Origin of the sequence: Shewanella sp. AS1, from assembly GCF_021412565.1 — a bacterium.
GTDB lineage: Bacteria > Pseudomonadota > Gammaproteobacteria > Enterobacterales > Shewanellaceae > Shewanella.
Genome location: NZ_JAKCLJ010000003.1, coordinates 290,743 through 314,273, shown reverse-complemented (window position 1 = coordinate 314,273; position 23,531 = coordinate 290,743). Strand labels below are relative to the sequence as shown.

The 23,531-nt window shown below is 50.4% G+C and carries 20 protein-coding genes; 16 read left to right on the top strand and 4 right to left on the bottom strand.

Annotated elements, in window-relative coordinates; all coding sequences use genetic code 11:
• Positions 1 to 19: 19 nt before the first annotated feature.
• The 4 genes from sucA (at position 20) to sucD (ending at position 6,197) form a co-directional block, all read left to right on the top strand.
• Complete coding sequence (sucA, locus tag LZP69_RS07285; RefSeq protein ID WP_234199554.1) at positions 20 to 2,839, top strand: 2-oxoglutarate dehydrogenase E1 component; 2,820 nt, start codon at positions 20 to 22, stop codon at positions 2,837 to 2,839.
• 31 nt (positions 2,840 to 2,870) lie between these two features.
• Positions 2,871 to 4,058 carry a 2-oxoglutarate dehydrogenase complex dihydrolipoyllysine-residue succinyltransferase gene (gene odhB / locus LZP69_RS07280; RefSeq protein ID WP_234199553.1) on the top strand — a complete coding sequence of 396 codons (1,188 nt, stop codon included), beginning with the start codon at positions 2,871 to 2,873 and terminating at the stop codon, positions 4,056 to 4,058.
• Between the two features lie 100 nt (positions 4,059 to 4,158).
• Complete coding sequence (gene sucC / locus LZP69_RS07275; protein ID WP_234199552.1) at positions 4,159 to 5,325, top strand: ADP-forming succinate--CoA ligase subunit beta; 1,167 nt, start codon at positions 4,159 to 4,161, stop codon at positions 5,323 to 5,325.
• Positions 5,325 to 6,197: a succinate--CoA ligase subunit alpha gene (gene sucD / locus LZP69_RS07270; protein WP_234199551.1), complete on the top strand. Its 873-nt coding sequence runs from the start codon at positions 5,325 to 5,327 to the stop codon at positions 6,195 to 6,197. Before sucC ends, sucD begins: the two co-directional genes overlap by 1 nt.
• Before the next feature lie 67 nt (positions 6,198 to 6,264).
• Here the strand turns inward: sucD and LZP69_RS07265 are convergent, their stop codons facing one another.
• Positions 6,265 to 7,032 carry a hypothetical protein gene (locus LZP69_RS07265; RefSeq protein ID WP_234199550.1) on the bottom strand — a complete coding sequence of 256 codons (768 nt, stop codon included), beginning with the start codon at positions 7,030 to 7,032 and terminating at the stop codon, positions 6,265 to 6,267.
• A gap of 247 nt (positions 7,033 to 7,279) precedes the next feature.
• The gene (locus LZP69_RS07260) at positions 7,280 to 8,929 is read right to left on the bottom strand and encodes an FMN-binding glutamate synthase family protein (protein WP_234199548.1); all 1,650 of its coding nucleotides are present in this window, start codon (positions 8,927 to 8,929) and stop codon (positions 7,280 to 7,282) included.
• Between the two features lie 187 nt (positions 8,930 to 9,116).
• Between LZP69_RS07260 and LZP69_RS07255 the strand changes: the two genes are divergently transcribed.
• Positions 9,117 to 9,887 carry a class I SAM-dependent methyltransferase gene (locus LZP69_RS07255; protein WP_234199546.1) on the top strand — a complete coding sequence of 257 codons (771 nt, stop codon included), beginning with the start codon at positions 9,117 to 9,119 and terminating at the stop codon, positions 9,885 to 9,887.
• Positions 9,888 to 9,944: 57 nt separating this feature from the next.
• Here the strand turns inward: LZP69_RS07255 and fur are convergent, their stop codons facing one another.
• Positions 9,945 to 10,376, bottom strand: coding sequence for a ferric iron uptake transcriptional regulator (fur, locus tag LZP69_RS07250; RefSeq protein ID WP_234199545.1), 432 nt, complete (start codon positions 10,374 to 10,376; stop codon positions 9,945 to 9,947).
• Between the two features lie 282 nt (positions 10,377 to 10,658).
• On the opposite strand from fur, the gene cobB reads away from it, so the two are divergent.
• The 11 genes from cobB to LZP69_RS07195 all read left to right on the top strand — a co-directional run bounded on the left by cobB (position 10,659) and on the right by LZP69_RS07195 (position 22,032).
• The gene (gene cobB / locus LZP69_RS07245; protein ID WP_234199544.1) at positions 10,659 to 11,405 is read left to right on the top strand and encodes a Sir2 family NAD+-dependent deacetylase; all 747 of its coding nucleotides are present in this window, start codon (positions 10,659 to 10,661) and stop codon (positions 11,403 to 11,405) included.
• Between the two features lie 32 nt (positions 11,406 to 11,437).
• Positions 11,438 to 11,911, top strand: coding sequence for an AAA family ATPase (locus LZP69_RS07240; protein ID WP_234199543.1), 474 nt, complete (start codon positions 11,438 to 11,440; stop codon positions 11,909 to 11,911).
• Positions 11,912 to 12,152: 241 nt separating this feature from the next.
• On the top strand, positions 12,153 to 13,343 hold the full coding sequence (locus tag LZP69_RS07235; RefSeq protein ID WP_234199542.1) for a thiolase family protein: 1,191 nt from the start codon (positions 12,153 to 12,155) through the stop codon (positions 13,341 to 13,343).
• 72 nt (positions 13,344 to 13,415) lie between these two features.
• Complete coding sequence (locus LZP69_RS07230) at positions 13,416 to 14,921, top strand: CoA-acylating methylmalonate-semialdehyde dehydrogenase (RefSeq protein WP_234199541.1); 1,506 nt, start codon at positions 13,416 to 13,418, stop codon at positions 14,919 to 14,921.
• Positions 14,922 to 15,057: 136 nt separating this feature from the next.
• Positions 15,058 to 16,215, top strand: a complete 1,158-nt coding sequence (locus LZP69_RS07225; protein ID WP_234199540.1) for an acyl-CoA dehydrogenase family protein — start codon at positions 15,058 to 15,060, stop codon at positions 16,213 to 16,215.
• Between the two features lie 21 nt (positions 16,216 to 16,236).
• Positions 16,237 to 17,010 carry an enoyl-CoA hydratase gene (locus LZP69_RS07220; protein WP_234199538.1) on the top strand — a complete coding sequence of 258 codons (774 nt, stop codon included), beginning with the start codon at positions 16,237 to 16,239 and terminating at the stop codon, positions 17,008 to 17,010.
• A complete protein-coding gene (locus LZP69_RS07215) occupies positions 17,010 to 18,143 on the top strand; it encodes an enoyl-CoA hydratase/isomerase family protein (RefSeq protein ID WP_234199536.1) in 1,134 nt (377 codons plus the stop codon). The genes LZP69_RS07220 and LZP69_RS07215 overlap by 1 nt, the downstream gene beginning before the upstream one ends.
• Before the next feature lie 54 nt (positions 18,144 to 18,197).
• A complete protein-coding gene (gene mmsB, locus LZP69_RS07210) occupies positions 18,198 to 19,097 on the top strand; it encodes a 3-hydroxyisobutyrate dehydrogenase (RefSeq protein ID WP_234199534.1) in 900 nt (299 codons plus the stop codon).
• Between the two features lie 4 nt (positions 19,098 to 19,101).
• On the top strand, positions 19,102 to 19,860 hold the full coding sequence (locus LZP69_RS07205; protein ID WP_234199532.1) for an SDR family oxidoreductase: 759 nt from the start codon (positions 19,102 to 19,104) through the stop codon (positions 19,858 to 19,860).
• Positions 19,861 to 19,938: 78 nt separating this feature from the next.
• Positions 19,939 to 20,196 carry a hypothetical protein gene (locus tag LZP69_RS07200; RefSeq protein WP_234199531.1) on the top strand — a complete coding sequence of 86 codons (258 nt, stop codon included), beginning with the start codon at positions 19,939 to 19,941 and terminating at the stop codon, positions 20,194 to 20,196.
• 240 nt (positions 20,197 to 20,436) lie between these two features.
• A complete protein-coding gene (locus LZP69_RS07195; protein ID WP_234199530.1) occupies positions 20,437 to 22,032 on the top strand; it encodes an ABC-F family ATPase in 1,596 nt (531 codons plus the stop codon).
• A gap of 119 nt (positions 22,033 to 22,151) precedes the next feature.
• Here the strand turns inward: LZP69_RS07195 and LZP69_RS07190 are convergent, their stop codons facing one another.
• Complete coding sequence (locus LZP69_RS07190; protein ID WP_234199528.1) at positions 22,152 to 23,513, bottom strand: leucyl aminopeptidase family protein; 1,362 nt, start codon at positions 23,511 to 23,513, stop codon at positions 22,152 to 22,154.
• Positions 23,514 to 23,531 lie beyond the last annotated feature (18 nt).

Below are 23,531 nucleotides of genomic sequence, written 5' to 3'. Positions count from 1 at the left end.
AAGTTTGAAAGGAATAGAAATGCACCAAGGCATCATGAAAGCCTGGCTCGAGTCCTCCCATTTAAATGGGGCGAACTCGACCTATGTAGAAGAGATGTATGAAGCCTATCAAGAAAACCCAGAGTCGGTCGGTGATGACTGGCGTGCGGTATTTGATAACCTACCATATGTGAACGGTGCGACAGATGTCCCCGAAGCTGCCCATTCTAAAGTTCGTGAATATTTCCGCGCTCTTGCATTAGAGGGACGTTATAAGAGCTCGGCTCGCACGACGGATCCCGATGTTAATGCAAAACAAGTTAAAGTATTGCAGTTGATCAACGCTTACCGATTCCGTGGTCATCAAAACGCTAACTTAGATCCTCTCGGTATTTGGAAGCGTGAGACAGTCTCTGAGTTAGATCCCGCCTTCCACGGCCTGAGCGGCGAAGATATGGATGTGGAGTTCAACACAGGTTCTTTCGCTTATGGTGGTGACACCATGAAGCTGCGTGATCTGGCGGCGGCACTCAAGGCAACTTACTGTGGTGCCATCGGCGCCGAGTACATGCACATTACCGATACCGACGAGAAGCGCTGGATACAGCAGCGTCTCGAACCCTCTCTAGGTAAAGCCAGTTACGATAAAGCCACTAAGGTGCGTATCCTCGAAGGCTTGAATGCCGCCGAAGGGATGGAAAAATACTTAGGGGCCAAATTCCCCGGTGCCAAGCGTTTCTCTCTGGAAGGGGGCGATGCTCTAGTGCCTATGATGCGTGAGATCATCTATCGTGGCGGCGAAGCCGGCACTAAAGAGATGGTAGTCGGTATGGCGCACCGTGGTCGTTTAAACCTGCTGGTTAACATCTTAGGTAAAAAACCCTCTGAACTGTTCGACGAGTTCGCTGGTAAGCACAGCGATGAGCTTAGTGGCTCAGGCGATGTGAAATACCACCAAGGTTTCTCATCTGACTTCGAAACCCCAGGCGGTAATGTTCACTTAGCGCTGGCGTTTAACCCATCGCACCTTGAAATCGTTAACCCTGTGGTGATGGGCTCGGTGAGAGCGCGTTTGGATCGCCGCGGCTGTAAGACTGGCCTGCAGGTGATGCCAATCACCATCCATGGTGACAGCGCCGTGGCGGGTCAGGGCATAGTACAAGAGACCTTTAACATGTCTCAAACCCGCGCCTTTAAAGTGGGTGGCAGTCTGCGTATCGTGGTCAATAACCAGGTGGGCTTTACCACTAACCTGACCGAAGATACCCGTTCGACCGAGTATTGTACCGATATCGCTAAGATGGTGCAGGCACCTATCTTCCACGTTAACGCAGACGATCCAGAAGCGGTTGCCTTTGTGGCGCAGCTGGCGGTGGATTACCGTAACGAGTTTAAGCGTGATGTGGTGATCGATCTGGTTTGTTACCGTCGTCACGGCCATAACGAGGCCGATGAGCCGAGTGCGACTCAGCCACTCATGTATGCCAAGATCAAGAAGCACCCAACACCGCGTAAGATCTATGCCGATCGTCTTATCGAAGAAAGCACCTTAGCGGCTGACGATGTCACCGGATTAATCAATGATTACCGTGACGCGCTGGATAAAGGGGATTGTGTGGTCAAAGAGTGGCGTCCAATGACGCTACATACGGTAGACTGGACGCCTTACCTAAACCGTGAATGGGATGAAGATTATCCAGCCCAAACCTCCCTTGAGCGCTTAAAGAATCTGGCCGACAAGATAAGCTACGTGCCAGAGAGTCATAAGCTGCAATCTCGGGTTGCCAAAATTTACAAAGACCGCGTGGCCATGGCCACCGGTGATAAGCTTTTGGACTGGGGCTTTGCCGAGACCTTAGCCTACGCCACCATTCTTGAAGACAAGAAGCGTGTGCGTATCACAGGTCAGGATTCGGGCCGCGGCACCTTCTTCCACCGTCATGCAGTACTGCACAATCAAAACGATGCAACCGCCTATCTGCCGCTGCGTAATGTCGATGAAGGTCAAGGTCCAATCGATATTTCTGATTCTGTGCTCTCTGAAGCCTCTGTGCTGGCATTCGAATACGGTTATGCCACGGCCGAGCCTGGCGGATTGACCATTTGGGAAGCCCAGTTTGGTGACTTTGCTAACTGTGCCCAGGTGGTGATCGATCAGTTCTTATCTTCCGGTGAGCAGAAGTGGGGCCGTCTTTGTGGTCTGACTATGCTGTTACCCCATGGCTATGAAGGTCAAGGTCCAGAACACTCAAGCGCCCGTTTAGAGCGTTTCCTACAGCTTTGTGCTAACCACAATATGCAGGTGTGTGTGCCATCGACTCCGGCTCAGGTTTACCACATGCTGCGTCGTCAGGTGGTGCGTCCTATGCGTCGTCCTCTGGTGGTCATGTCGCCAAAATCCCTGCTGCGTCACCCATTGGCGGTTTCCACGCTGGAAGAGCTGGCTGAAGGCACATTTGAGAATGTGATTGCTGAAATCGATGAACTCGACAGCAGCAAGGTCGACAGAGTGGTGTTCTGTAGCGGTAAGGTCTATTTCGAGCTATTGGAAAAACGCCGTAAAGAGAATCTGAATAATATCGCCCTGGTACGTGTAGAGCAGCTCTATCCGTTCCCGCACGATGATATGACTAAGGTACTCGAACAATATCAACATGTTAAAGATTTTGTCTGGTGTCAGGAAGAGCCACAAAACCAGGGCGCTTGGTATTGCAGCCAGCATAACTTCTGGTCTGTGATCCCGGCAGGTGCTCAGCTAACCTACGCGGGTCGCGAAGCCTCGGCAGCACCGGCATGTGGTTATCCATCACTGCACGCACAGCAGCAAGAATCTTTAATTAATAACGCATTAAAACTGTAGTTTAGACATTTTATAAAAAGGATAGCTTTCCATGAGTATCGAAATTAAGGTACCCGTACTGCCAGAATCTGTTGCCGATGCAACTATCGCCACATGGCATGTTAAAGCTGGCGAGCAAGTGACTCGTGATCAGAACCTGGTTGATATCGAAACCGACAAAGTGGTATTGGAAGTGGTTGCACCTGAAGATGGTTCAATCGTTGAGTTTTTGGCCGAAGAGGGTGATACCGTTCTGGCTGAAGCCGTTATCGCTAAGTTTGTTGCCGGTGCCGTTGCGGGTCAGGAAGTGACCAAAGCCGAAGCTGAAGCTGCGAAACCCGCAGCCGAGGCTAGCGAAGAGTCAAGCGATGCTCTGAGCCCATCGGTTCGCCGTTTGATTGCCGAGCACAATGTGGATCCTTCAAAAGTGAAGGGTACAGGTGTAGGCGGTCGCATCACTAAAGAAGACGTTGAAGCCTTTGTGAAGTCGGCGCCTGCGGCTAAGTCTGCACCCGTTGCTGCCCTTGAGCCAATGGCCGATCGCACTCAGAAGCGTGTGCCTATGACACGTCTGCGTAAGACAATCGCTAACCGTCTTCTGGAAGCGAAAAACTCAACCGCCATGTTGACTACTTTCAACGAAGTTAACATGAAGCCCATCATGGATATTCGTAAGCAGTATCAAGAGCTGTTTGAGAAGAAGCACGGCATCCGTCTTGGTTTCATGTCTTTCTATGTGAAAGCCGTGACCGAAGCACTGAAACGCTACCCAGAAGTCAACGCTTCTATCGATGGTGATGATATTGTTTACCATAACTATGTCGATGTGAGCATAGCAGTATCGACTCCTCGTGGTCTGGTAACCCCAGTACTGCGTGATACTGACACCATGAGCCTGGCTGACATAGAGAAGAATGTCCGTGATCTGGCCATTAAAGGCCGTGACGGTAAGCTGACCGTTGAAGATATGACTGGCGGTAACTTTACCGTGACAAACGGCGGTGTATTTGGCTCGCTCATGTCAACGCCCATTCTTAATCTGCCACAAAGCGCTATCTTAGGCATGCACGCCATCAAAGATCGCCCTATGGCAGTCAATGGTCAGGTAGAAATCCTACCTATGATGTACCTAGCACTCTCTTATGACCACCGTATTATCGATGGCCGTGAGTCTGTGGGCTTCCTGGTTGCCATCAAGGACTTCCTGGAAGACCCAACTCGTCTGCTATTAGACCTGTAAGACGATGTTGATTGAATGCCTATCTCTGAGATAGGCATGACCCTCGCCACCAGTTCAGTGAGCTGGTTGAATTTAGAACAAGAAGTATGGATAGATCATCATGAATTTGCATGAGTATCAGGCAAAAGCGTTATTTGCCGAATATGGTTTACCAGTGTCAGAAGGCTACGCCTGTGATACCCCTCAAGAAGCGGTAGAAGCGGCTGGCCATATTGGCGGAGATATGTGGGTTGTTAAGTGTCAAGTACACGCAGGCGGCCGTGGTAAAGCAGGTGGCGTTAAAGTTACCGGCGATAAAGAAGAGATCCGAGCATTTGCTGAGCATTGGTTAGGTAAGAACCTAGTAACTTATCAGACTGACGAAAAAGGTCAGCCAGTTGCTAAGATCCTAGTCGAAAGCTGCACTGATATCGCAAACGAGCTGTACCTAGGTGCCGTTGTTGACCGTGCGACCCGTCGCGTTGTCTTCATGGCGTCTACCGAAGGTGGCGTTGAGATTGAGAAAGTTGCCGAAGAGACGCCAGAGCTGATCCACAAGGCGATTATCGATCCACTGACAGGTCCTCAGCCTTATCAGGCACGTGACCTTGGTTTCAAGCTGGGTCTGAACCCAACTCAGATGAAGCAGTTCACTAAAGTCTTCATGGGTCTGGCTAAGATGTTTACCGACCATGATTTTGCTCTGCTTGAGATCAACCCTCTGGTTATTACCACTGAAGGTAACATCCACTGTCTCGACGGTAAGATAGGTATCGATGGCAACGCACTGTTCCGTCAGCCAAAAATCCGTGACATGCATGACCCATCTCAGGATGATGCCCGTGAAGCGCACGCTGCTAAGTTTGAGCTGAACTATGTTGCCCTAGACGGTAACGTAGGTTGTATGGTAAACGGTGCTGGCCTAGCAATGGGCACTATGGATATAGTTAACCTGCACGGCGGCAAGCCAGCTAACTTCCTCGACGTAGGTGGTGGCGCGACTAAAGAGCGTGTTGCTGAAGCATTCAAGATCATCCTGTCTGACGCTAACGTGAAGGCGGTTCTGGTGAACATCTTCGGTGGTATCGTACGTTGTGACATGATCGCCGAAGGTATCATTGGCGCGGTTAAAGAAGTGGGTGTTAAAGTGCCAGTTGTGGTGCGTCTGGAAGGGACAAACGCCGATCTAGGTCGCGAAGTTCTGGCCAACTCTGGTCTTGACATTATTGCAGCCGAGTCACTCACCGACGCTGCTGTTAAAGTTGTAGCTGCTGCGGAGGGCAAATAATGTCTGTATTAATTAACAAAGATACCAAGGTTATCTGTCAGGGTTTCACCGGCGGTCAAGGTACTTTCCATTCTGAGCAAGCTATCGCTTACGGTACACAGATGGTTGGCGGTGTATCGCCAGGAAAAGGTGGCCAGACTCACTTAGGTCTGCCTGTATTTAACACAGTGAAAGATGCCGTTGCCGCGACTGGCGCAACTGCCACTGTTATCTATGTACCTGCACCTTTCTGTAAAGATGCCATCTTAGAAGCTATCGACGGCGGTATTGAGCTTATCGTTTGTATCACAGAAGGTATTCCAACACTGGATATGCTGGAAGTGAAAGTGAAGCTGGAAGAAACCGGCGTTCGCATGATTGGTCCTAACTGCCCAGGTGTGATCACGCCAGGTGAATGTAAAATCGGTATCATGCCAGGCCACATCCATAAGCCAGGTAAAGTGGGTATCGTTTCTCGCAGCGGTACTCTGACTTATGAAGCGGTTAAGCAGACTACCGATGAAGGTTTCGGCCAATCCACTTGTGTGGGCATTGGTGGTGACCCAATTCCAGGTACTAACTTCATCGACGTGTTGGAGATGTTCCAAAACGATCCACTGACCGAAGCTATCGTAATGATAGGTGAGATTGGTGGTACTGCTGAAGAGGAAGCGGCGGCCTACATCAAGGCTAATGTGACTAAGCCTGTTGTCTCTTACATTGCCGGTGTGACTGCACCAGCAGGTAAGCGTATGGGCCATGCCGGTGCTATTATCGCCGGTGGTAAAGGTACCGCTGAAGACAAGTTTGCTGCCCTCGAAGCAGCAGGTGTAACAACAGTGCGTTCACTGGCCGACATCGGCAGTGCACTGCGTGCTAAGACTGGCTGGTAATTACATCTAGTCTGGTTATTAAAAAAGGCGCCTTAGGCGCCTTTTTTGTAGTCTGTAAGCAATCTAATTACAGGTTCACTAAATCAATCTTAATAACGACATCATCAGAGGCAGTTTGCGCAAAACCATCTTTCCAGAAGTTAACCGAGTTAGTTTTGTCGCCATGGTAGTGTGGCGTTGCTTGAGTCTGAGCCACGACTTGTAACTCAGTGCCATTGTTAGCGGTCTTGAACAGATAATACTTAGTGTTGTAATTAACGGTGTAATTAACCACAGCAGCCACATCTGTATCGCCATCATTGAGCAAAGCCACGCCTTGTGCATCAAAAGTAATGGTGTTATGCGCAATCACCCGCTGCGGATCATTACCTATCGGAAAACCATCACCGGTTGGGATCATGGTAAAGAACGGATGTCCTTGATCATCACGGCAACCGATACCTGTAATGTTAACTCGGGCGGTAGGGGTTAGCCCGTTGTCGTGCTCCATCTGTCCCCAGGCATTTTGATTACAACCCTCTGCCGTTTCATAAGGTTGACCTGTAAACAGGCTTACACCACTTTGCGTAATGGGCAGAGCAATTTCTGCGGCAATCGCTTTGAACTGGCGAGCGATAGCGAGGGCATCATCTTTGGCCACATTAACGTCATAGCCGTTAGACGTAGATGTAGATGTGTACGTAGATGTAGATGTGTACGTAGACGCAGCATTAGTATTAGCATTGTAGCTTTGAGACGCAGAGATAGCCCCATTCGCTTGGTCTTCTGACTCTGAGCCACATCCTACTAGCAGGAGAGATGCAGACGCCGCAACAAGCATTAAAACTTTTTTCATCGCTTAAACTTCCAATTTTTAAAAAATAAACAAGAGGCTCTAGGCCGTAAGTTGGCATCAGGAGCCTTACTTCAGTGTGACTGAGTGGCTGCAGAGCGAGGCGTACTATGCGTGATGCTTAATTTTTAATCAAATTGAATATTCTTAAACGAAACTTAAATCACAGTTTTTTGCCAAAATGCGCGGTAGGGAGCATGGTCTAAAGGTCAATGAGCTGATTAAAATGGGCGGGAAGTTACCCTTAAGCCTATTGTTTGCGGTTAAGGCCAAACTCCGCCGGTGTGAGGATATAGGTATCTTCACAGAAGAAGGTTTTGGCGCTGCACTGCTGCCACCAGGAGGCCCAGGCGGTATCATTGACTCGTTCTTCGATAATGGCGTTGGGTTTGAGCGGCGCCACCAGACTGCCGGTTGAGATGAGCAGGCCATAGGGGGAACGTTTCTTGATCATCTGAGGCGTCAGTTTGCTCGGGCTGTCCAGTCCCATGCTGCCCACCAATTCATAGAAACTCTTTAAGGTGTTGTGGTGGAAATTCTTGACTCGCTCACTCTTGGCTGAGACATCCAGCGCCTTGGAGCGGGCGGGATCCTGCGTGGCGATGCCAGTTGGGCACATATTGGTATTACAGTGGCGTGATTGAATGCAGCCCAGAGACAACATCATGGTTCGGGCGGCATTCACCAGATCCGCGCCCATGGCGATCTTACACAGTAAGTCAAAACTCGAGGCGGTTTTGCCCGAGGCGATTAAGGTGATCTTATCCCTAAGACCAACACCGACCAGCGCATTGTTAACGAAGTAAACGCCCTCCAGACACATCATGCCTAAACGGTTGGTAAACTCGACGGGAGCCGCGCCTGTGCCGCCTTCGGCGCCATCTATGGTGATAAAGTCTGGGGTGATGCCCGTCTTTAACATCGCCTTACAGATAGAGAGAAACTCGGCAGGATTACCGATACAGAGTTTAAAGCCCACGGGCTTGCCGCCGCTCAGCTCCCTAAGACGTTTGATAAATTCCAGCAGGGCGATAGGGGTGGTGCATTCGGGATTCACCGCAGGTGAGATACAGTCTTTATCCATGGAGATATGGCGGATTTGCGCGATCTCTGGGGTGATCTTGGCTTTAGGCAGCACGCCGCCGTGACCGGGTTTGGCGCCTTGGCTCAGTTTGATTTCGATCATCTTTATCTGGGGCAATTTGGCCATCTGCTCGAAACTCTCGCTATCGAAGTTCCCTTGACTATCACGACAGCCAAACAGGCCAGAGCCTATCTGCCACACCAGATCGCCGCCATGTTTCAGATGGTAAGGGCTAACGCCGCCTTCTCCGGTATTGTGGTAGCAACCCGCCTTGAGGGCGCCCAAGTTTAAGGCCTCGATGGCATTGCTACTTAATGAGCCAAAACTCATGGCGGAGATATTAAAGTAGGAAGCATCATAAGGGGCGCTGCAATCTGGTCCGCCAATGCGTACCCGTTTTTCATCGTCATGGATAGTTTTAGGGGAGAGCGAATGCCACAGGCTCAGGTAGTTCTCCTCTAAGAGGTCGTGCTGTGTGCCAAAAGCTATGGTGTCGCGCACATTCTTGGCGCGCTGATACACAAGTGAGCGTTGCTCGCGATTGAAGGGCGCCTCTTCGGTGTCGTTGGCGATAAAATATTGCTGGATCTCGACTCGGTAAGATTCCAAAAAATAACGCAGATAGGCCACCACAGGATAGAGTCGGTTAAGTGTGTGAGAGCCAATGTAGAGATCGTATAGCCCCACCAAGGTGTAGCTGACAGTGAGCAGGGCCAGAGCGGCGTTTCCAAAACCACCATAGCTGAAAAGCAGATAGAGAGAGAAACCATTACCCACAGTGGCGATAAGCCAAAATACCCGCTGCATGATTGTCATATATTTATCCTGCTTTCCCTGTTGTAAGACTCGATACTAACAGGGTTAAACCAATGATTATATTAAGTTAGCCCATTAATAAATTTAATTAATCCTGCTGCCTATACCAATAAATGCTAAGTTAGCAGTTATCCTGTTAAGTTAATCATCAAAATTGCAAACGAAAGTAAGACACGAGAGTAAGACTATGGACTATATCGAGATCAATAAACAGGCATGGGATAAACGCACTGCTGTGCATTTTGAGTCTCAGTTTTATGATGTCCCAGGGTTTCTTGATGGTAAGAGTTCACTCAACCCAATCGAGTTAGCGCAGCTTGGTGAGGTGCAAGGGAAAAGTTTATTGCATTTGCAGTGTCATTTCGGGCTCGACAGTTTATCTTGGTCAAGATTGGGCGCTAGCGTCACAGGTGTTGATTTATCATCCCGAGCCATCGAAAAAGCGCGTTGGTTAGCCGATAAGTTAAGGCTCGATGCGCGCTTTATTGAAAGCGATCTGTATCAGTTCGGTCAGCACAATGAGCAAGAATTTGATCTCGTATTTAGCTCTTATGGTGCTTTGTGTTGGTTACCGGATCTCGATGCCTGGGCCAGCCTCATTGCTAAGGCATTAAAACCGCAAGGTGAATTTCATCTTGTTGAGTTTCACCCCATAGTCGATCTGCTTAGTGGCTACGCCTATTTCCCCCAGGGTCAGGGCGATGTCGAGCAAGAGGGCACCTATACCGAAAATTGTCAGGGGGAGAAATCCACCACTGTCTGTTGGTCACACTCACTCAGTGAAGTGCTCACTGCGCTGCTAAAGGCTGGGCTAACTTTGCTTGAGGTTAATGAACATGCCTACAGTCCCTATAACTGTTTTGAGGGGCTGGAATATGTCGAGGGGCAGGGCTATCAGATGATACATCAAGGCCAGCAGGTGCCATTAGTCTATTCGATAAAAGCGCAAAAGGGGTGAAAGCCACAAATAAAAACAGCCCTTAACGGGCTGTTATACGTGTGCTGAAGGCGCTAATTAGGCGTCGCCGTGATCGCACTCATCGTTGGTGCAAACACCATAAAGGTACAGGCTGTGGTTAGTCAGCTTGATATTGTGTTTCATGGCGATCTCATTTTGACGACGTTCGATCACCTCATCAGAAAATTCAATCACTTTACCGCAGGAGAGACAAACAAGATGATCATGATGGTGGCTGGTTGAAAGCTCAAATACCGCTTTGCCACTCTCAAAATGGTGACGGGTGACTATGCCTGCATCGTCAAACTGGTTTAACACGCGATACACGGTTGCCAGGCCAATCTCTTCACCAATATCGAGCAGTTTTTTATAGAGGTCTTCTGCACTGATATGCTGGTTCTCGGGCTCTTGCATCAGTTCGAGGATTTTGACTCGTGGTAAGGTGACTTTTAATCCCGCTTTTTTCAGCGCTTGATTTCCATCTGTCATTATAAGTCTCTTGATTGCAGAACCACTAGCCAAGGCATAGGGGTTCGTTGTTAATGTTGAAACCATTATAGGGTTAGAATTTAAAAACTTAAACCTTTGATCTGCCTTATTGCGCTTAGTTATAAAAAAATTGCTTGAAAATACACCTAGATGGGCAATAAATGCTGAAATGTGTCATTACATTTTGTACTGTTATTTATACTAATGCCCAATAGCCAGCCAGAATAGATTCTGGCAGAGTGAGGCAACTAGGGTTGGCCAAAAAAATAACAAGGAACGCCGATGTATCGTCAGATTGTGATTTTAACAGGTGCAGGCATCTCAGCCGAGTCGGGGTTAAGGACCTTCAGGGATCAAGATGGCCTGTGGGAAGAGCATAAGATTGAAGATGTGGCGACCCCAGAAGGGTATCAGCGGGATCCTGAAATGGTGGAACGTTTCTATAATGAGCGTTGGCAGCAGCTGCACAGCGGTAAGGTCGAGCCAAATCCTGCGCATATCGCCCTGGCCAGATTGGAAAAAGAGTTTGACGGCCAGCTGCTTGTGGTCACTCAGAATATCGACGATCTGCACGAACGGGCAGGCTCAAGACGCTTGCTGCACATGCACGGCGAGTTAACCAAGGGGCGTTGTCCCCGTTCTCAACAGACCTTCCTGTTAACCGATCACTTTGGCGTCAATCATACCTGCACCTGTTGTATTCCCGCACAGCGTCTGCGCCCCCATGTCGTCTGGTTTGGTGAGATGCCCATTGGGCTGGATCGTATTCATCATGCCTTAGATAGCTGCGATCTTTTTATCGCCATCGGCACCTCTGGCACTGTGTATCCCGCCGCGGGATTTGTCGACACTGCTAATCATCATGGCGCTCATACCGTCGAGATAAACCTATTGCCCGCCGATGAACGCAGTCACTTTCAATGTCACCTGCAGGGAAAAGCCAGTGAGATCATGCCTAAGGTAGTTGAGCTTATTCTCAGTGATAAATCCATAGGCAATGACTCGTTCGACATGCCGCTTCGGGGTTAGTAGCCCGTGCTGGATTAGAGTAGGGAGCGAGTATGTTCGACTCAGACACATTCAATCTGTCTAACAGGCTTGCCATTATCATGCGCGGTTTGCCCGGCAGCGGTAAGAGTCATTGGGTGGCACAGTTTATCCAATCCCAGGAGCCGAGCCTGGCTAAGACCATTTTACGCCATGGCTATTTCTCCACCGATGCACTCTTCACTGTGCAAGGGGAATACCGCTTCGATGCCGCCCGGTTAGCAGAATACCACCAACGTAATTTAACCCTTTTTATTCAATCGCTTGCTCAATCTCAGCCTGTGGTTATCTGCGATAACACCAACATGGCGCGCTGGGAGTTCATGGCCTATGAGGCCGCGGCGAAAGCCTTGGGCTATCAGGTTCGTGAGGTCTTGATTGGCGATCCCCTCGATAGAGAGCATCAAATGGAATGCGCCGAGCGCAACCAGCATGGGGTGAGTCTGGCCAGTATTGCAGCGATGGCGAAGAAGTTTGAGCCATTTTAACTCTGCTCATTTTTTGTGTAGATATTGATTGCCGTCTTAAGTATTGCAGGCGGGCTTGAGTGTAAATCCAACCTGACAAGACGTTGCACTAAAGTTAACTAATTTTAACCGAGAAACACTTGCTTTACGTTCGCGTAAACGTCACAGTGGGAGTAATTTGAACAGGATCACAGTTCGTTGGTTTATAAGGATGGCTTATAAATCAGAAAGGAACGCGTAAGTACCTTAAATGGAGCGGAAGATGACAACAGAACAAACCCAACAAGATATCGTGATTGTAGCGGCAAAGCGTACCCCTATGGGTGGATTTCAAGGCGCGCTGTCCAGCGTACCATCACCAACTTTGGCGTCCGTGGCAATCAAAGGGTTAATGGATACCACAGGCGTTGCAGGCAGCGATGTCGATGAAGTGCTGATGGGCTGTGTGTTACCCGCAGGCTTAGGACAGGCACCGGCACGTCAGGCGACTCTGGGCGCAGAACTGCCGCTATCTGTGGGCGCAACCACAGTCAATAAAGTGTGTGGTTCAGGCATGAAAACCGTGATGATGGCGCACGATCTGATTAAAGCTGGCAGTGCCAATATCGTTATCGCCGGCGGCATGGAAAGCATGAGCCAGGCACCATACCTGTTAGATAAGGCGCGTGGCGGCATGCGTATGGGTCATGGCAAGGTGCTGGATCACATGTTCCTCGATGGACTCGAAGATGCCTATACAGGCGGCGCCATGGGGACTTTTGCCCAGAAAACCGCCGATGATTTCGGTCTTACCCGAGAAGCGATGGATAACTTCGCCTTAAGTTCACTGCAAAAAGCCTGTGCGGCAATCGAAACTGGCGCCTTCAATGAAGAGATAGTGCCTGTGACTGTAGCGAGCCGTAAGGGTGATCTTGTGGTCGATACCGATGAGCAACCGGGTAATGCGCGCCCTGATAAGATCCCCTCTCTGCGTCCTGCTTTCGCTAAAGACGGCACTATTACGGCAGCAAACTCAAGCTCTATTTCCGATGGTGCGGCGGCCATGATGTTGATGACTCGTCAGCAGGCGCAAGACAAAGGCTTAACCGTGCTGGCGACAATCAAAGGCCACACAACTCATGCTCAGCAGCCTTCTATGTTTACGACGGCGCCGGTGGGCGCGATGGGCAAACTGCTGGATAAAGTGAACTGGACCAAAGAGGATGTGGATCTGTTTGAGATCAACGAAGCCTTCGCCATGGTGACTATGCTGGCGATTTCTGAGCTGGGTCTGGATGAAAATAAAGTGAACGTCAATGGTGGCGCCTGTGCATTAGGCCATCCTATCGGTTGCTCAGGTACCCGAGTCCTGGTGACCTTAATTCATGCACTTAAAGCCAGAGGGCTTAAGCGTGGTGTGGCGTCACTCTGTATCGGTGGCGGTGAAGCGACGGCTATGGCCATCGAACTATAACAAAGGTTTCACCCTATTTGTTTTCACAAGAGCCACAGTGATGTGGCCTTTTAGTAGATTTAGGAAAGAGATATGACGATTCAAGTTAAACATTATATAGATGGTCAATTTGTGCTGGGCGAAGGCAGTCATCAGATTGAAGTCACCAATCCTGCTAATAACGAAGTGATTGCCAGCATCAATGCAGCAACCACAACAGAAGTCGAAGCGGCAATCGCCAGTGCCAAGACGGCATTTAGCACCTGGAAAGAGGTGCCTGTCTCTGAGCGTGCCCGAGTGATGTTCCGTTATCAGCATCTGCTTAAACTGCATCATGATGAAATCGCAACCATTTTGGCCAAGGAAACCGGTAAGACATTTGAAGATGCCAAGGGCGATGTCTGGCGCGGCATCGAAGTCGCCGAGCATGCCTGTAACATTGCCAGTCTCATCATGGGTGAAACCGTTGAGAACGTGGCGCGCAGCATAGATACCTACAGCTACACTCAGCCTCTGGGTGTGTGTGCCGGTATTACCCCCTTTAATTTCCCTGCCATGATCCCATTGTGGATGTTCCCACTGGCGATCGCCTGCGGTAACACCTTCGTGCTGAAGCCTTCTGAGCAAGATCCTATGACGCCTCAACGTCTGGTCGAACTGTTTGAAGAAGCGGGCGCACCTAAAGGCGTATTGCAGCTGGTTCACGGCGATAAAACTGCCGTAGATGTGCTCTTATCTCATCCAGATATTAAGGCTATCTCTTTCGTTGGCTCTGTCGGTGTCGGCCAATATATCTATAAGACAGGCACTGATAATCTTAAGCGTGTTCAGGCATTTGCCGGTGCTAAGAATCATTGCGTCATCATGCCTGATGCGAATAAACAGCAAGTGATCAATAACCTGGTCGGTGCCTCTGTGGGCGCGGCGGGTCAGCGTTGTATGGCGCTGTCTGTTGCCGTGTTTGTTGGCGAAGCCAAGCAGTGGATCCCTGAGCTGCGTGATGCCATTGCGAAAGTCAGACCGGGTCTTTGGGATGATAAAGATGCGGCCTATGGCCCGGTGATCAGCCCAGCAGCCAAGGCGCGTGTTCTTAAGCTTATCGAGCAAGGTAAGGCGGAAGGCGCCGAGTGTCTGCTCGATGGCAGCGATTTTAGCGTCGAAGGTTTCGAAAGCGGCAACTGGGTCGGCCCGACCATGTTCAGCAATGTCACTATAGATATGAGCATCTATAAAGAGGAGATTTTCGGCCCTGTACTTTGCTGTATGGAGACTGAAACCCTGGAAGAGGCGATTGAGCTAGTCAACGCCAGCCCTTATGGTAACGGGACCTCTATCTTTACTGCCAGCGGCGCGGCTGCTCGTAAATACCAGCACAATATCGAAGTGGGACAGGTTGGTATCAATGTGCCAATTCCAGTGCCACTGCCATTCTTCTCCTTTACCGGTTGGAAAGGCAGCTTCTATGGCGATCAACATGCCTACGGCAAGCAGGCGGTGCGTTTCTACACTGAGACTAAGACCATCACTTCCCGTTGGTTTGAGTCGGACATCACCGAAGCTGAACATCATGCACCTAACATGACAATTGCGTTGAAATAAAACCATCAGGCCTTAAGTTTTCCCTTAAGGCCTGTCTTTGGTGACGCGGCATTGCCGCAGTATAAAAAGTTAATTATTAGAATAATAAAGCCTGATATTAAGCAAGGCATATCAACAGTTGTACAAGGAGCATCAGATGGATTTCAATCTGAATGACGATCAGCGTCAGTTCGCGGAATTAGCGACGCAGTTTGCCAACGATGAATTAGCGCCCTTTGCCGCTAAATGGGATGAAGAGCATTATTTTCCGAAAGAGACGATTCAAAAAGCCGGTGAGCTTGGATTTTGTTCTCTCTACTCTCCAGAGTCTGAGGGCGGAATGGGACTGTCTCGTCTCGATTCCTCCATCATTTTTGAGCAGCTCGCCATGGGCTGTACCGCCACCACCGCCATGTTGACCATTCATAATATGGCGACCTGGATGGTCACCAGTTTTGGTTCACAAACCCTGCGTGATACCTGGTCAGAAGCCTTAACCACGGGCGAGAAACTGGCCTCTTACTGTCTTACCGAAGCGGGGGCGGGCAGCGATGCGGCCTCTTTGAAAACCAAAGCGGTACGCGAAGGGGATGAATATGTGATCTCCGGTGCCAAGATGTTCATTTCTGGCGCAGGTTCTACCGAGATGTTGGTGGTGATGTGCCGCACAGGTCAGGAAGGCCCTAAAGGGATCTCAGCCATTGCCGTGCCTGCCGACAGCGCGGGTATCAGCTTTGGTAAAGAGGAAACTAAGATGGGCTGGAACGCCCAGCCAACCCGCGAAATCACCTTCGATAATGTGCGTGTGCCAGTGACTAACCTGCTCGGTGAAGAGGGGCAGGGTTTTACCTTCGCCATGAAAGGCTTAGATGGCGGGCGGATCAATATCGCCACCTGCTCAGTGGGTACCGCCCAGGCCGCACTGGAGAGAGCCCAGCAGTACATGAATGAACGTAAGCAGTTTGGTAAGCCGATTGCGGCGTTCCAGGCGTTGCAATTTAAGCTGGCCGACATGGCAACCGAGCTGGTTGCCGCACGCCAAATGGTGCGTCTTGCTGCATTTAAGCTGGATATGGGCGATCCAGAAGCCACAGCCTACTGCGCCATGGCAAAGCGTTTTGCCACAGACATAGGGTTTAAGGTCTGTGACAGCGCGTTGCAATTGCATGGTGGCTATGGTTATATCCGTGAATACCCACTCGAGCGCCATTTCCGTGATGTGCGCGTACATCAGATCTTGGAGGGAACCAATGAGATCATGCGTCTTATCATTGCCCGCCGTCTTCTCGATGAAAGCGCCAGCCCCATCTTATAACGTTTCTGAAGGAGTTAATCGATGACCGCGATTATAGAAAAAATTGTTGGCAATACTGCCGTGCTAACCATGAACAACCCACCCGCGAACACTTGGACTGCCGAGAGTTTGATCCAGCTTAAGCAGACTGTCACGGCGCTCAATAACAATAAAGATATCTATGCCTTAGTGATCACTGGCGAAGGGGAGAAATTTTTCAGCGCCGGTGCCGATCTTAAACTGTTCGCCGATGGCGACAAAGGTAACGCCGCTTCTATGGCCAAGTATTTTGGTGAAGCTTTCGAAGCCTTAAGCGGCTTTCGTGGTGTCTCCATCGCGGCCATTAACGGTTACGCCATGGGCGGCGGTCTGGAAGTGGCCCTTGCCTGTGACATCCGCATTGCCGAAGAGCAAGCCGTGATGGCGCTGCCTGAAGCCACAGTGGGTCTATTGCCTTGTGCCGGCGGGACTCAAAACCTGACCGCGTTAGTTGGCGAGGGCTGGGCAAAACGCATGATCTTATGTGGCGAGCGTGTCGATGCGACCAAGGCGCTTTCTCTTGGTTTAGTCGAAGAGGTTGTGGCTAAGGGTGGCGCGCTCGATGCCGCCATGACCCTAGCCGAGAAAGTCGCAAAACAGAGCCCGAGCAGCGTGACTGTGTGTAAGACCTTGATCCAGGCGGGTCGCTTTATGCCACGTACTCAGGCGCTTCCCCTTGAGCGGGAACTGTTTGTGGGTCTGTTTGATACCCAAGATCAGGCAGAAGGGGTTAACGCGTTTTTAGAAAAGCGCCCAGCGAAATGGACCAACAGCTAATGAGTACCGAACAGAAAAACAGCGTAATTTTTCAGACCTTAGGGACCCTGTCTGGCAAATTGGTCGGTGTGGCCACCCTGAATATGGAAAAGGCGCTTAATGCACTTAACCTAGAGATGATCCACCTGTTAACCACTCAGCTCAAGGCCTGGGCCGAAGATGATACTGTGGCCATGATAGTGCTCGATGGTGCGGGAGAGAAAGCCTTCTGCGCCGGTGGGGATGTGCGCGCGCTGCATGATATCTCTAAGGCCAACCCAGGTAAGATCACCGACTTAGCTCAGTCTTTCTTCTGTGAAGAGTATTATCTGGATCACCTGCTGCACACCTTCGATAAGCCAGTGTTGGTTTGGGGTGACGGTATCGTGATGGGCGGCGGCTTAGGTCTGATGGCCGGCGCCAGCCACAGAGTCGTGACCGAGCGTTCACGCATCGCCATGCCTGAGGTGACTATCGGTCTCTATCCCGATGTGGGCGGCAGCTATTTCCTCAATCGCATGCCTGGCAAGTTAGGCCTGTTTTTGGGTATGACAGCCTATAACATGAGCGGCGCCGATGCCTACTTTGTTGGCTTGGGTAATCATTATCTTAACAGCGATGATAAAGAGCCCTTGTTCGATGCACTGGCCAGTGTGGACTGGGAGTCGGACATAGGTGCCAATCACAGCAAGCTTAACTCCCTGCTTGAAGGGATGAGCAGCCGCAGCGCGATCCCAATGGCAACCAGTGTGCTTGAGCAGCACCAGAGCGAGCTCGATGCTCTGATGCAAGGCACCTTGCCTGAGATCATGGCGCGCGCCAAGGATTATCAGACTGAGCAGCCCTGGCTTGAGCGTGCTTTGGCCACAATGCTTGCGGGCAGCCCGCTCAGCATACAGCTTATCTATGAGCAGTCGCGTCTGGGCACTGAACTGTCCCTTGAGCAGGTGTTCCAGTTTGAACTGGGACTGAGCTGTCAGTGCTGCGCCATAGGTGATTTTGTCGAAGGGGTGAGAGCACTTCTGGTGGATAAAGATCGTCAGCCTAAGTGGCAATATGAGAGCGCCCTGACGGTGCCCGAGTCGGTTGTGAAACAGCTACTCGCCTCGCCCTGGGAGCAGGACTCACATCCTCTGGCGCAGTTAGGCCGATAGCCATCAAGAATAAATTGGAATTAAGGCGTTAGGTCTCTATTTAAGGAGCAAATTATGAGCACAGTGGCGTTTATTGGTTTAGGAAACATGGGTGGTCCAATGGCCATCAACTTAGTTAAAGCTGGCTTTACGGTAAAAGCTTTCGATCTTTCTAGCGTTGCATTGAGCCATGTGACAGAGCAGGGGGCGATTCCGGCTCCGAGTGCCTGCGCGGCCGCCGCATCGGCAGATGTGGTGATCACCATGCTACCCGCGGGCAAACATGTTCGCGGTCTGTATCTGGGCAGTGATAGTGAAAAAGGCCTGCTGGATGTGGTTGGTGAGGGCACCTTGCTTATCGACTGCTCCACCATAGATGCAGACAGTGCCCGCACCGTTGCCGCTAAGGCAAAGGAAAAGGGGCTAGAGTTTGTCGATGCGCCTGTGTCTGGTGGTACGGCTGGCGCGGCGGCGGGAACCTTGACCTTTATCTGTGGCGGCAGCGATGTAGGCTTTAGTCAGGCACAGGGCGTGCTCAATGCCATGGGCGCGAATCTGTTCCATGCCGGCGACTCGGGCGCAGGCCAGGTTGCTAAGATCTGCAACAACATGTTGCTGTCGGTATTGATGGTCGCTACCAGTGAATCTATTCAGATGGGGATAGATCATGGCCTGGATCCTAAGGTACTTTCTGAGATCATGAAGGTCAGCAGTGGTGGTAATTGGACGCTGAATAAATATAATCCCTGTCCTGGGGTGATGGAAAACGTTCCCTCTTCCAATGATTACCAGGGTGGTTTCATGGTCGATCTGATGGTGAAAGACTTAGGCCTGTCCCAGGAAGCGGCCCTGCTGAGTAACTCAAGCACCCCCATGGGCGCATTGGCGCGCAGCCTGTATGTGAACCATGCTAGAAAAGGCAATGGGGCGCGGGATTTCTCCAGTATTTTTGAGCAGTTTAATAAGAAAGGGTAGATTGATGGATTTAAAAGATAAGGTTGTAGTCATCACAGGTGGTGCCGGTGGTCTTGGTTTTGCTATGGCACAAGAGTTAGCCGCCGCGGGGGCCAAGTTGGCGCTTATCGATGTCGATCAAGAGAAACTCGAGCGGGCCTGCGCCGATATCGGTGACAGCACAGAAGTTCAGGGGTATGCCTTAGATATTACCGATGAAGAGGATGTGGTTGCCGGTTTCCGTTACATTTTGGAAGATTTCGGTCAGGTCAACGTCTTAGTGAACAACGCCGGTATCTTGCGTGATGGCATGCTGGTTAAGGCGAAAGAGGGCGTGGTTAGCGATCGTATGTCGCTGGCGCAGTTCCAGTCAGTGATCAATGTTAACCTGACAGGTTCTTTCCTGTGTGGCCGTGAAGCTGCGGTTGCCATGATTGAATCCAAGCAGCCAGGGGTTATTATTAATATCTCTAGTCTGGCTAAGGCGGGAAACATGGGACAGACCAACTACTCGGCCTCCAAAGCCGGTGTGGCGGCCATGTCTGTGGGCTGGGCCAAAGAGTTGGCGCGTCACAATATCCGCAGCGCGGCAGTCGCACCAGGCGTGATTGAAACTGAGATGACGGCGGCAATGAAACCTGAAGCCTTAGAGCGCCTTGAGAAGATGGTGCCTGTAGGACGCTTAGGACAAGCCTCAGAGATAGCATCAACGGTGAAATTTATCATAGAAAATGACTATGTGAATGGCCGTGTGTTTGAAATTGATGGCGGTATACGCATCTAAATTTAAGGCCTCTTGGTCAAAAACGGGCAGCTTTTGCCCGTTTTTTATTGAGACAGCAGGAGAGGATAGATCCATCCTATGGGGCAGAATAATAAGCTGGAATGGTTTGAACAGCTCACCAAAAAACTCTTGTTAGTGGTGGGGGTCCTTGGGGTCGTGGTGATCTACTTTGGCTTCTTCTATCTGTTGTTTACTCGCCCGGATGAGGCTATCTTGCCCTGGTATATTTTGCTCTCCCCCTGGATCTGCATCTATTTTGGCCTGAGTCAGGAAAAGCAACTTAACACCTTGTTATGGCTGCAACAAAAATTGCTCTTCTGGCGCAAACCTAAATAAATTGCTTCTCAGCAAAGCCTGTGTTTTGGCAGACTTTTTTGAGTGGCTAATTTGACGCCTTATTTGATTGGCCTAGGTTGATAAAACAGCAAAAAGTGGCTATAGTGGCGCGCTTTAAATTCTCCCTTAGCGTGGTTTTTCATCAGGCTGTCATCGCCTGTGGCTATACTTGCTATCTGTTGACAGTTAATCGTCTGCCGATGGGCAGCGCTTCGCTTAATTAAGTTTCGGAATATCACATTGATCACTACAGCGAATATCACAATGCAGTTCGGCTCAAAGCCACTGTTTGAAAACATCTCAGTCAAATTCGGCGGCGGCAATCGTTACGGCCTTATCGGTGCAAACGGCTGTGGTAAATCGACCTTCATGAAGATTTTGGGCGGCGAGCTTGAACCTACCTCAGGCAACGTTTCTTTAGATGTGAATGAGCGTCTGGGTAAACTGAGCCAGAACCAGTTTGGCTACGAAGAGTTCAGCGTGATCGATACAGTGATCATGGGCCACAGAGAACTGTGGAAGGTGAAGCAGGAGCGCGACCGTATCTATTCTCTGCCTGAGATGAGCGAAGAAGATGGCATCAAGGTGGCTGAACTCGAGATGGAGTTTGCCGAGATGGACGGTTACACCGCAGAAAGTCGCGCCGGTGAACTCTTGTTAGGTGTCGGTATTCCACTGGAACAGCATTTCGGTCTGATGAGTGAAATCGCCCCAGGTTTCAAGCTGCGTGTGCTGCTGGCTCAGGCGCTGTTTAGCGATCCCGATCTTCTGCTGCTCGACGAGCCGACCAACAACCTGGATATCGATACCATTCGCTGGTTGCAGGATATGCTTAACCAGCGTAACAGCACTATGATCATCATTTCCCACGATAGATATTTCCTTAACTCTGTCTGTACCCATATGGCGGATCTGGACTATGGTGAGCTGCGAATTTACCCAGGTAACTATGATGAGTATATGACAGCGGCCAGCCAGGCCCGTGAGCGTTTACTGTCTGATAATGCCAAGAAGAAGGCACAAATCGCCGAGCTTCAAGGCTTCGTTGCCCGCTTCTCTGCAAACGCCTCTAAGGCCAAGCAGGCAACATCCCGTGCCAAGCAGATTGAAAAAATTAAGTTAGATGAGGTGAAAGCCTCCAGCCGGGTGAATCCATTCATCCGTTTTGAGCAGGAGAAGAAGCTGTTCCGTAACGCCTTAGTGGTGGAAGAGTTATCTAAGGGCTTCGATGAAGGCCCGCTGTTTAAAGACTTAAACCTGATTGTCGAAGTGGGTGAGCGCATCGCTATCTTAGGTGAAAACGGCGTGGGTAAAACCACGCTGCTACGCACCTTAGTTCATGATATCCCGCAAGATTCTGGCACCATTCATTGGTCTGAAAATGCCGCGATTGGTTACTATGCCCAGGATCATGAGTCAGATTTCGAAAATGATATGACACTGTTCGAGTGGATGAGCCAGTGGCGTAAACCTGAAGATGACGATCAGAGTGTGCGCGGCTACCTTGGCCGTATGCTGTTCAGCTCGGATGACATTAAAAAATCGGTTCGTGTGCTTTCCGGTGGTGAAAAGGGTCGCATGTTGTTTGGTAAGCTGATCATGCAAAAGCCTAATATCTTAGTGATGGATGAGCCGACCAACCACATGGATATGGAATCGATTGAGTCACTCAACAACGCGCTGGAACTCTATGAAGGCACCTTGCTGTTTGTCAGCCATGACCGCGCCTTCGTCTCCTCTTTGGCGAACCGCATCATAGAGATCACACCTAATGGTGTGAACGACTTTAAAGGCAATTACGATGAGTTCCTGGCGAGTAAAGGCATCGAAGGTTAATCTGCCGCTTTAACGTCCTTAAAAAGAAGCCCAGGTCTATGATGACCCGGGCTTTTTGTTTATTTACAGAGTTGATTGACTGACTTTATTAACTAGCTCGATTGATTGGCTGAGCTAAATCAGTTGGCGAAACGCTGCTGCAGATAGTCGAATACGGCGCGTATGCCAAAGGCCTCACCGCCCACAGGACGACCGGGCAGGGCACGGTTGTTCCAGGCCATCACATCGAAGTGACTCCAGCTGATATCCTTATCCACGAAGGCTTCTAGGTACAGGGCCGCGGTGATCGCACCGCCAAAGGGGCCTGAAGCACAGTTAGCTAAATCGGCGATATCGCTCTTGGTCAGGGCAAAGTAGGGCTGATGCAGTGGCATGCGCCAGACGGGATCTTCAACTTTGAGCCCTCCAGCAGTGAAACCTGCGGCCACTTCATCATCGTTACTGAAAAAGCCCGGCAGCTCTGTGCCTAAGGCGATACGCATGGCGCCTGTCAGGGTCGCAAAGTCGATCAGCAGCTCAGGTTTTTCATCGCTGGCCTCGGCTAAGGCATCACAGAGCACTAGGCGACCTTCGGCGTCTGTGTTTTCTATCTCAACGGTTAAGCCTTTACGTGTGGTGATCACATCGCCGGGGCGAAACGCATTGGAAGAGACGGCATTTTCTACCGCAGGCACTAAGACTCTCAGTCTGACGGGCAACTTTGCGGCCATGATCTGGTGCGCCAGACCGATAACATGGGCGGCGCCGCCCATATCTTTTTTCATCAGGCGCATGCCTGCACCGGGCTTGAGATCTAATCCACCCGAATCGAAACAGACCCCTTTACCCACTAAGGTTACCTTAGGCGCAGTTTCATCACCCCAGGTGAGATCGATAAGGCGCGGCGCGTTGGCACTGGCGCGGCCCACCATGTGGATGGTGGGGTAGTTTTGTGCCAGCAGTTCATCGCCAACAATCTGAGTGACCTTGGCACCAAACTCTTTAGCCAAACCTTCCATGATCTCACCCAGATGCTGGGGCATCATATCGGCCGCCGGAGTATTAACCAGATCCCGCACTAAAGAGACTGAGCGGGTTAAGATCAGGGTTTGGTCAACTATCTCGCTGCTGTCGATCACCAGCTGTGGATAGGCTTTTTCGTTCTTTTTGTAGCGATCGAATTTGTAGGCGCCCAGTACCCAACTGAAAGCCGCCAGTTTCAGGGTCTGCTCATCGGCATCGAGGAAAAACGGTTCGCTAGGCAGCTGATTGACCAGTTCGCCAAACAGCCAGTAGCTGTCCGGTGTTTCGGTGACATAGATAGCCTGCGCCAAACTGCCATCACTGCTTGGGAGCAGGCTTAATCCTTCGCCCGAGAAGCGGGTCGACTTGAGCCAGTTTTGATGGTTTTCTGGTTGTTTTTCAAGCCATTGGTCGAAATCTTGAGCATGAATAAGGTGAAGGGGAATACCTTGGGTTCCGGTGAGTAATAGTTGAGTCATAAGCCACTTTCTTCCTGG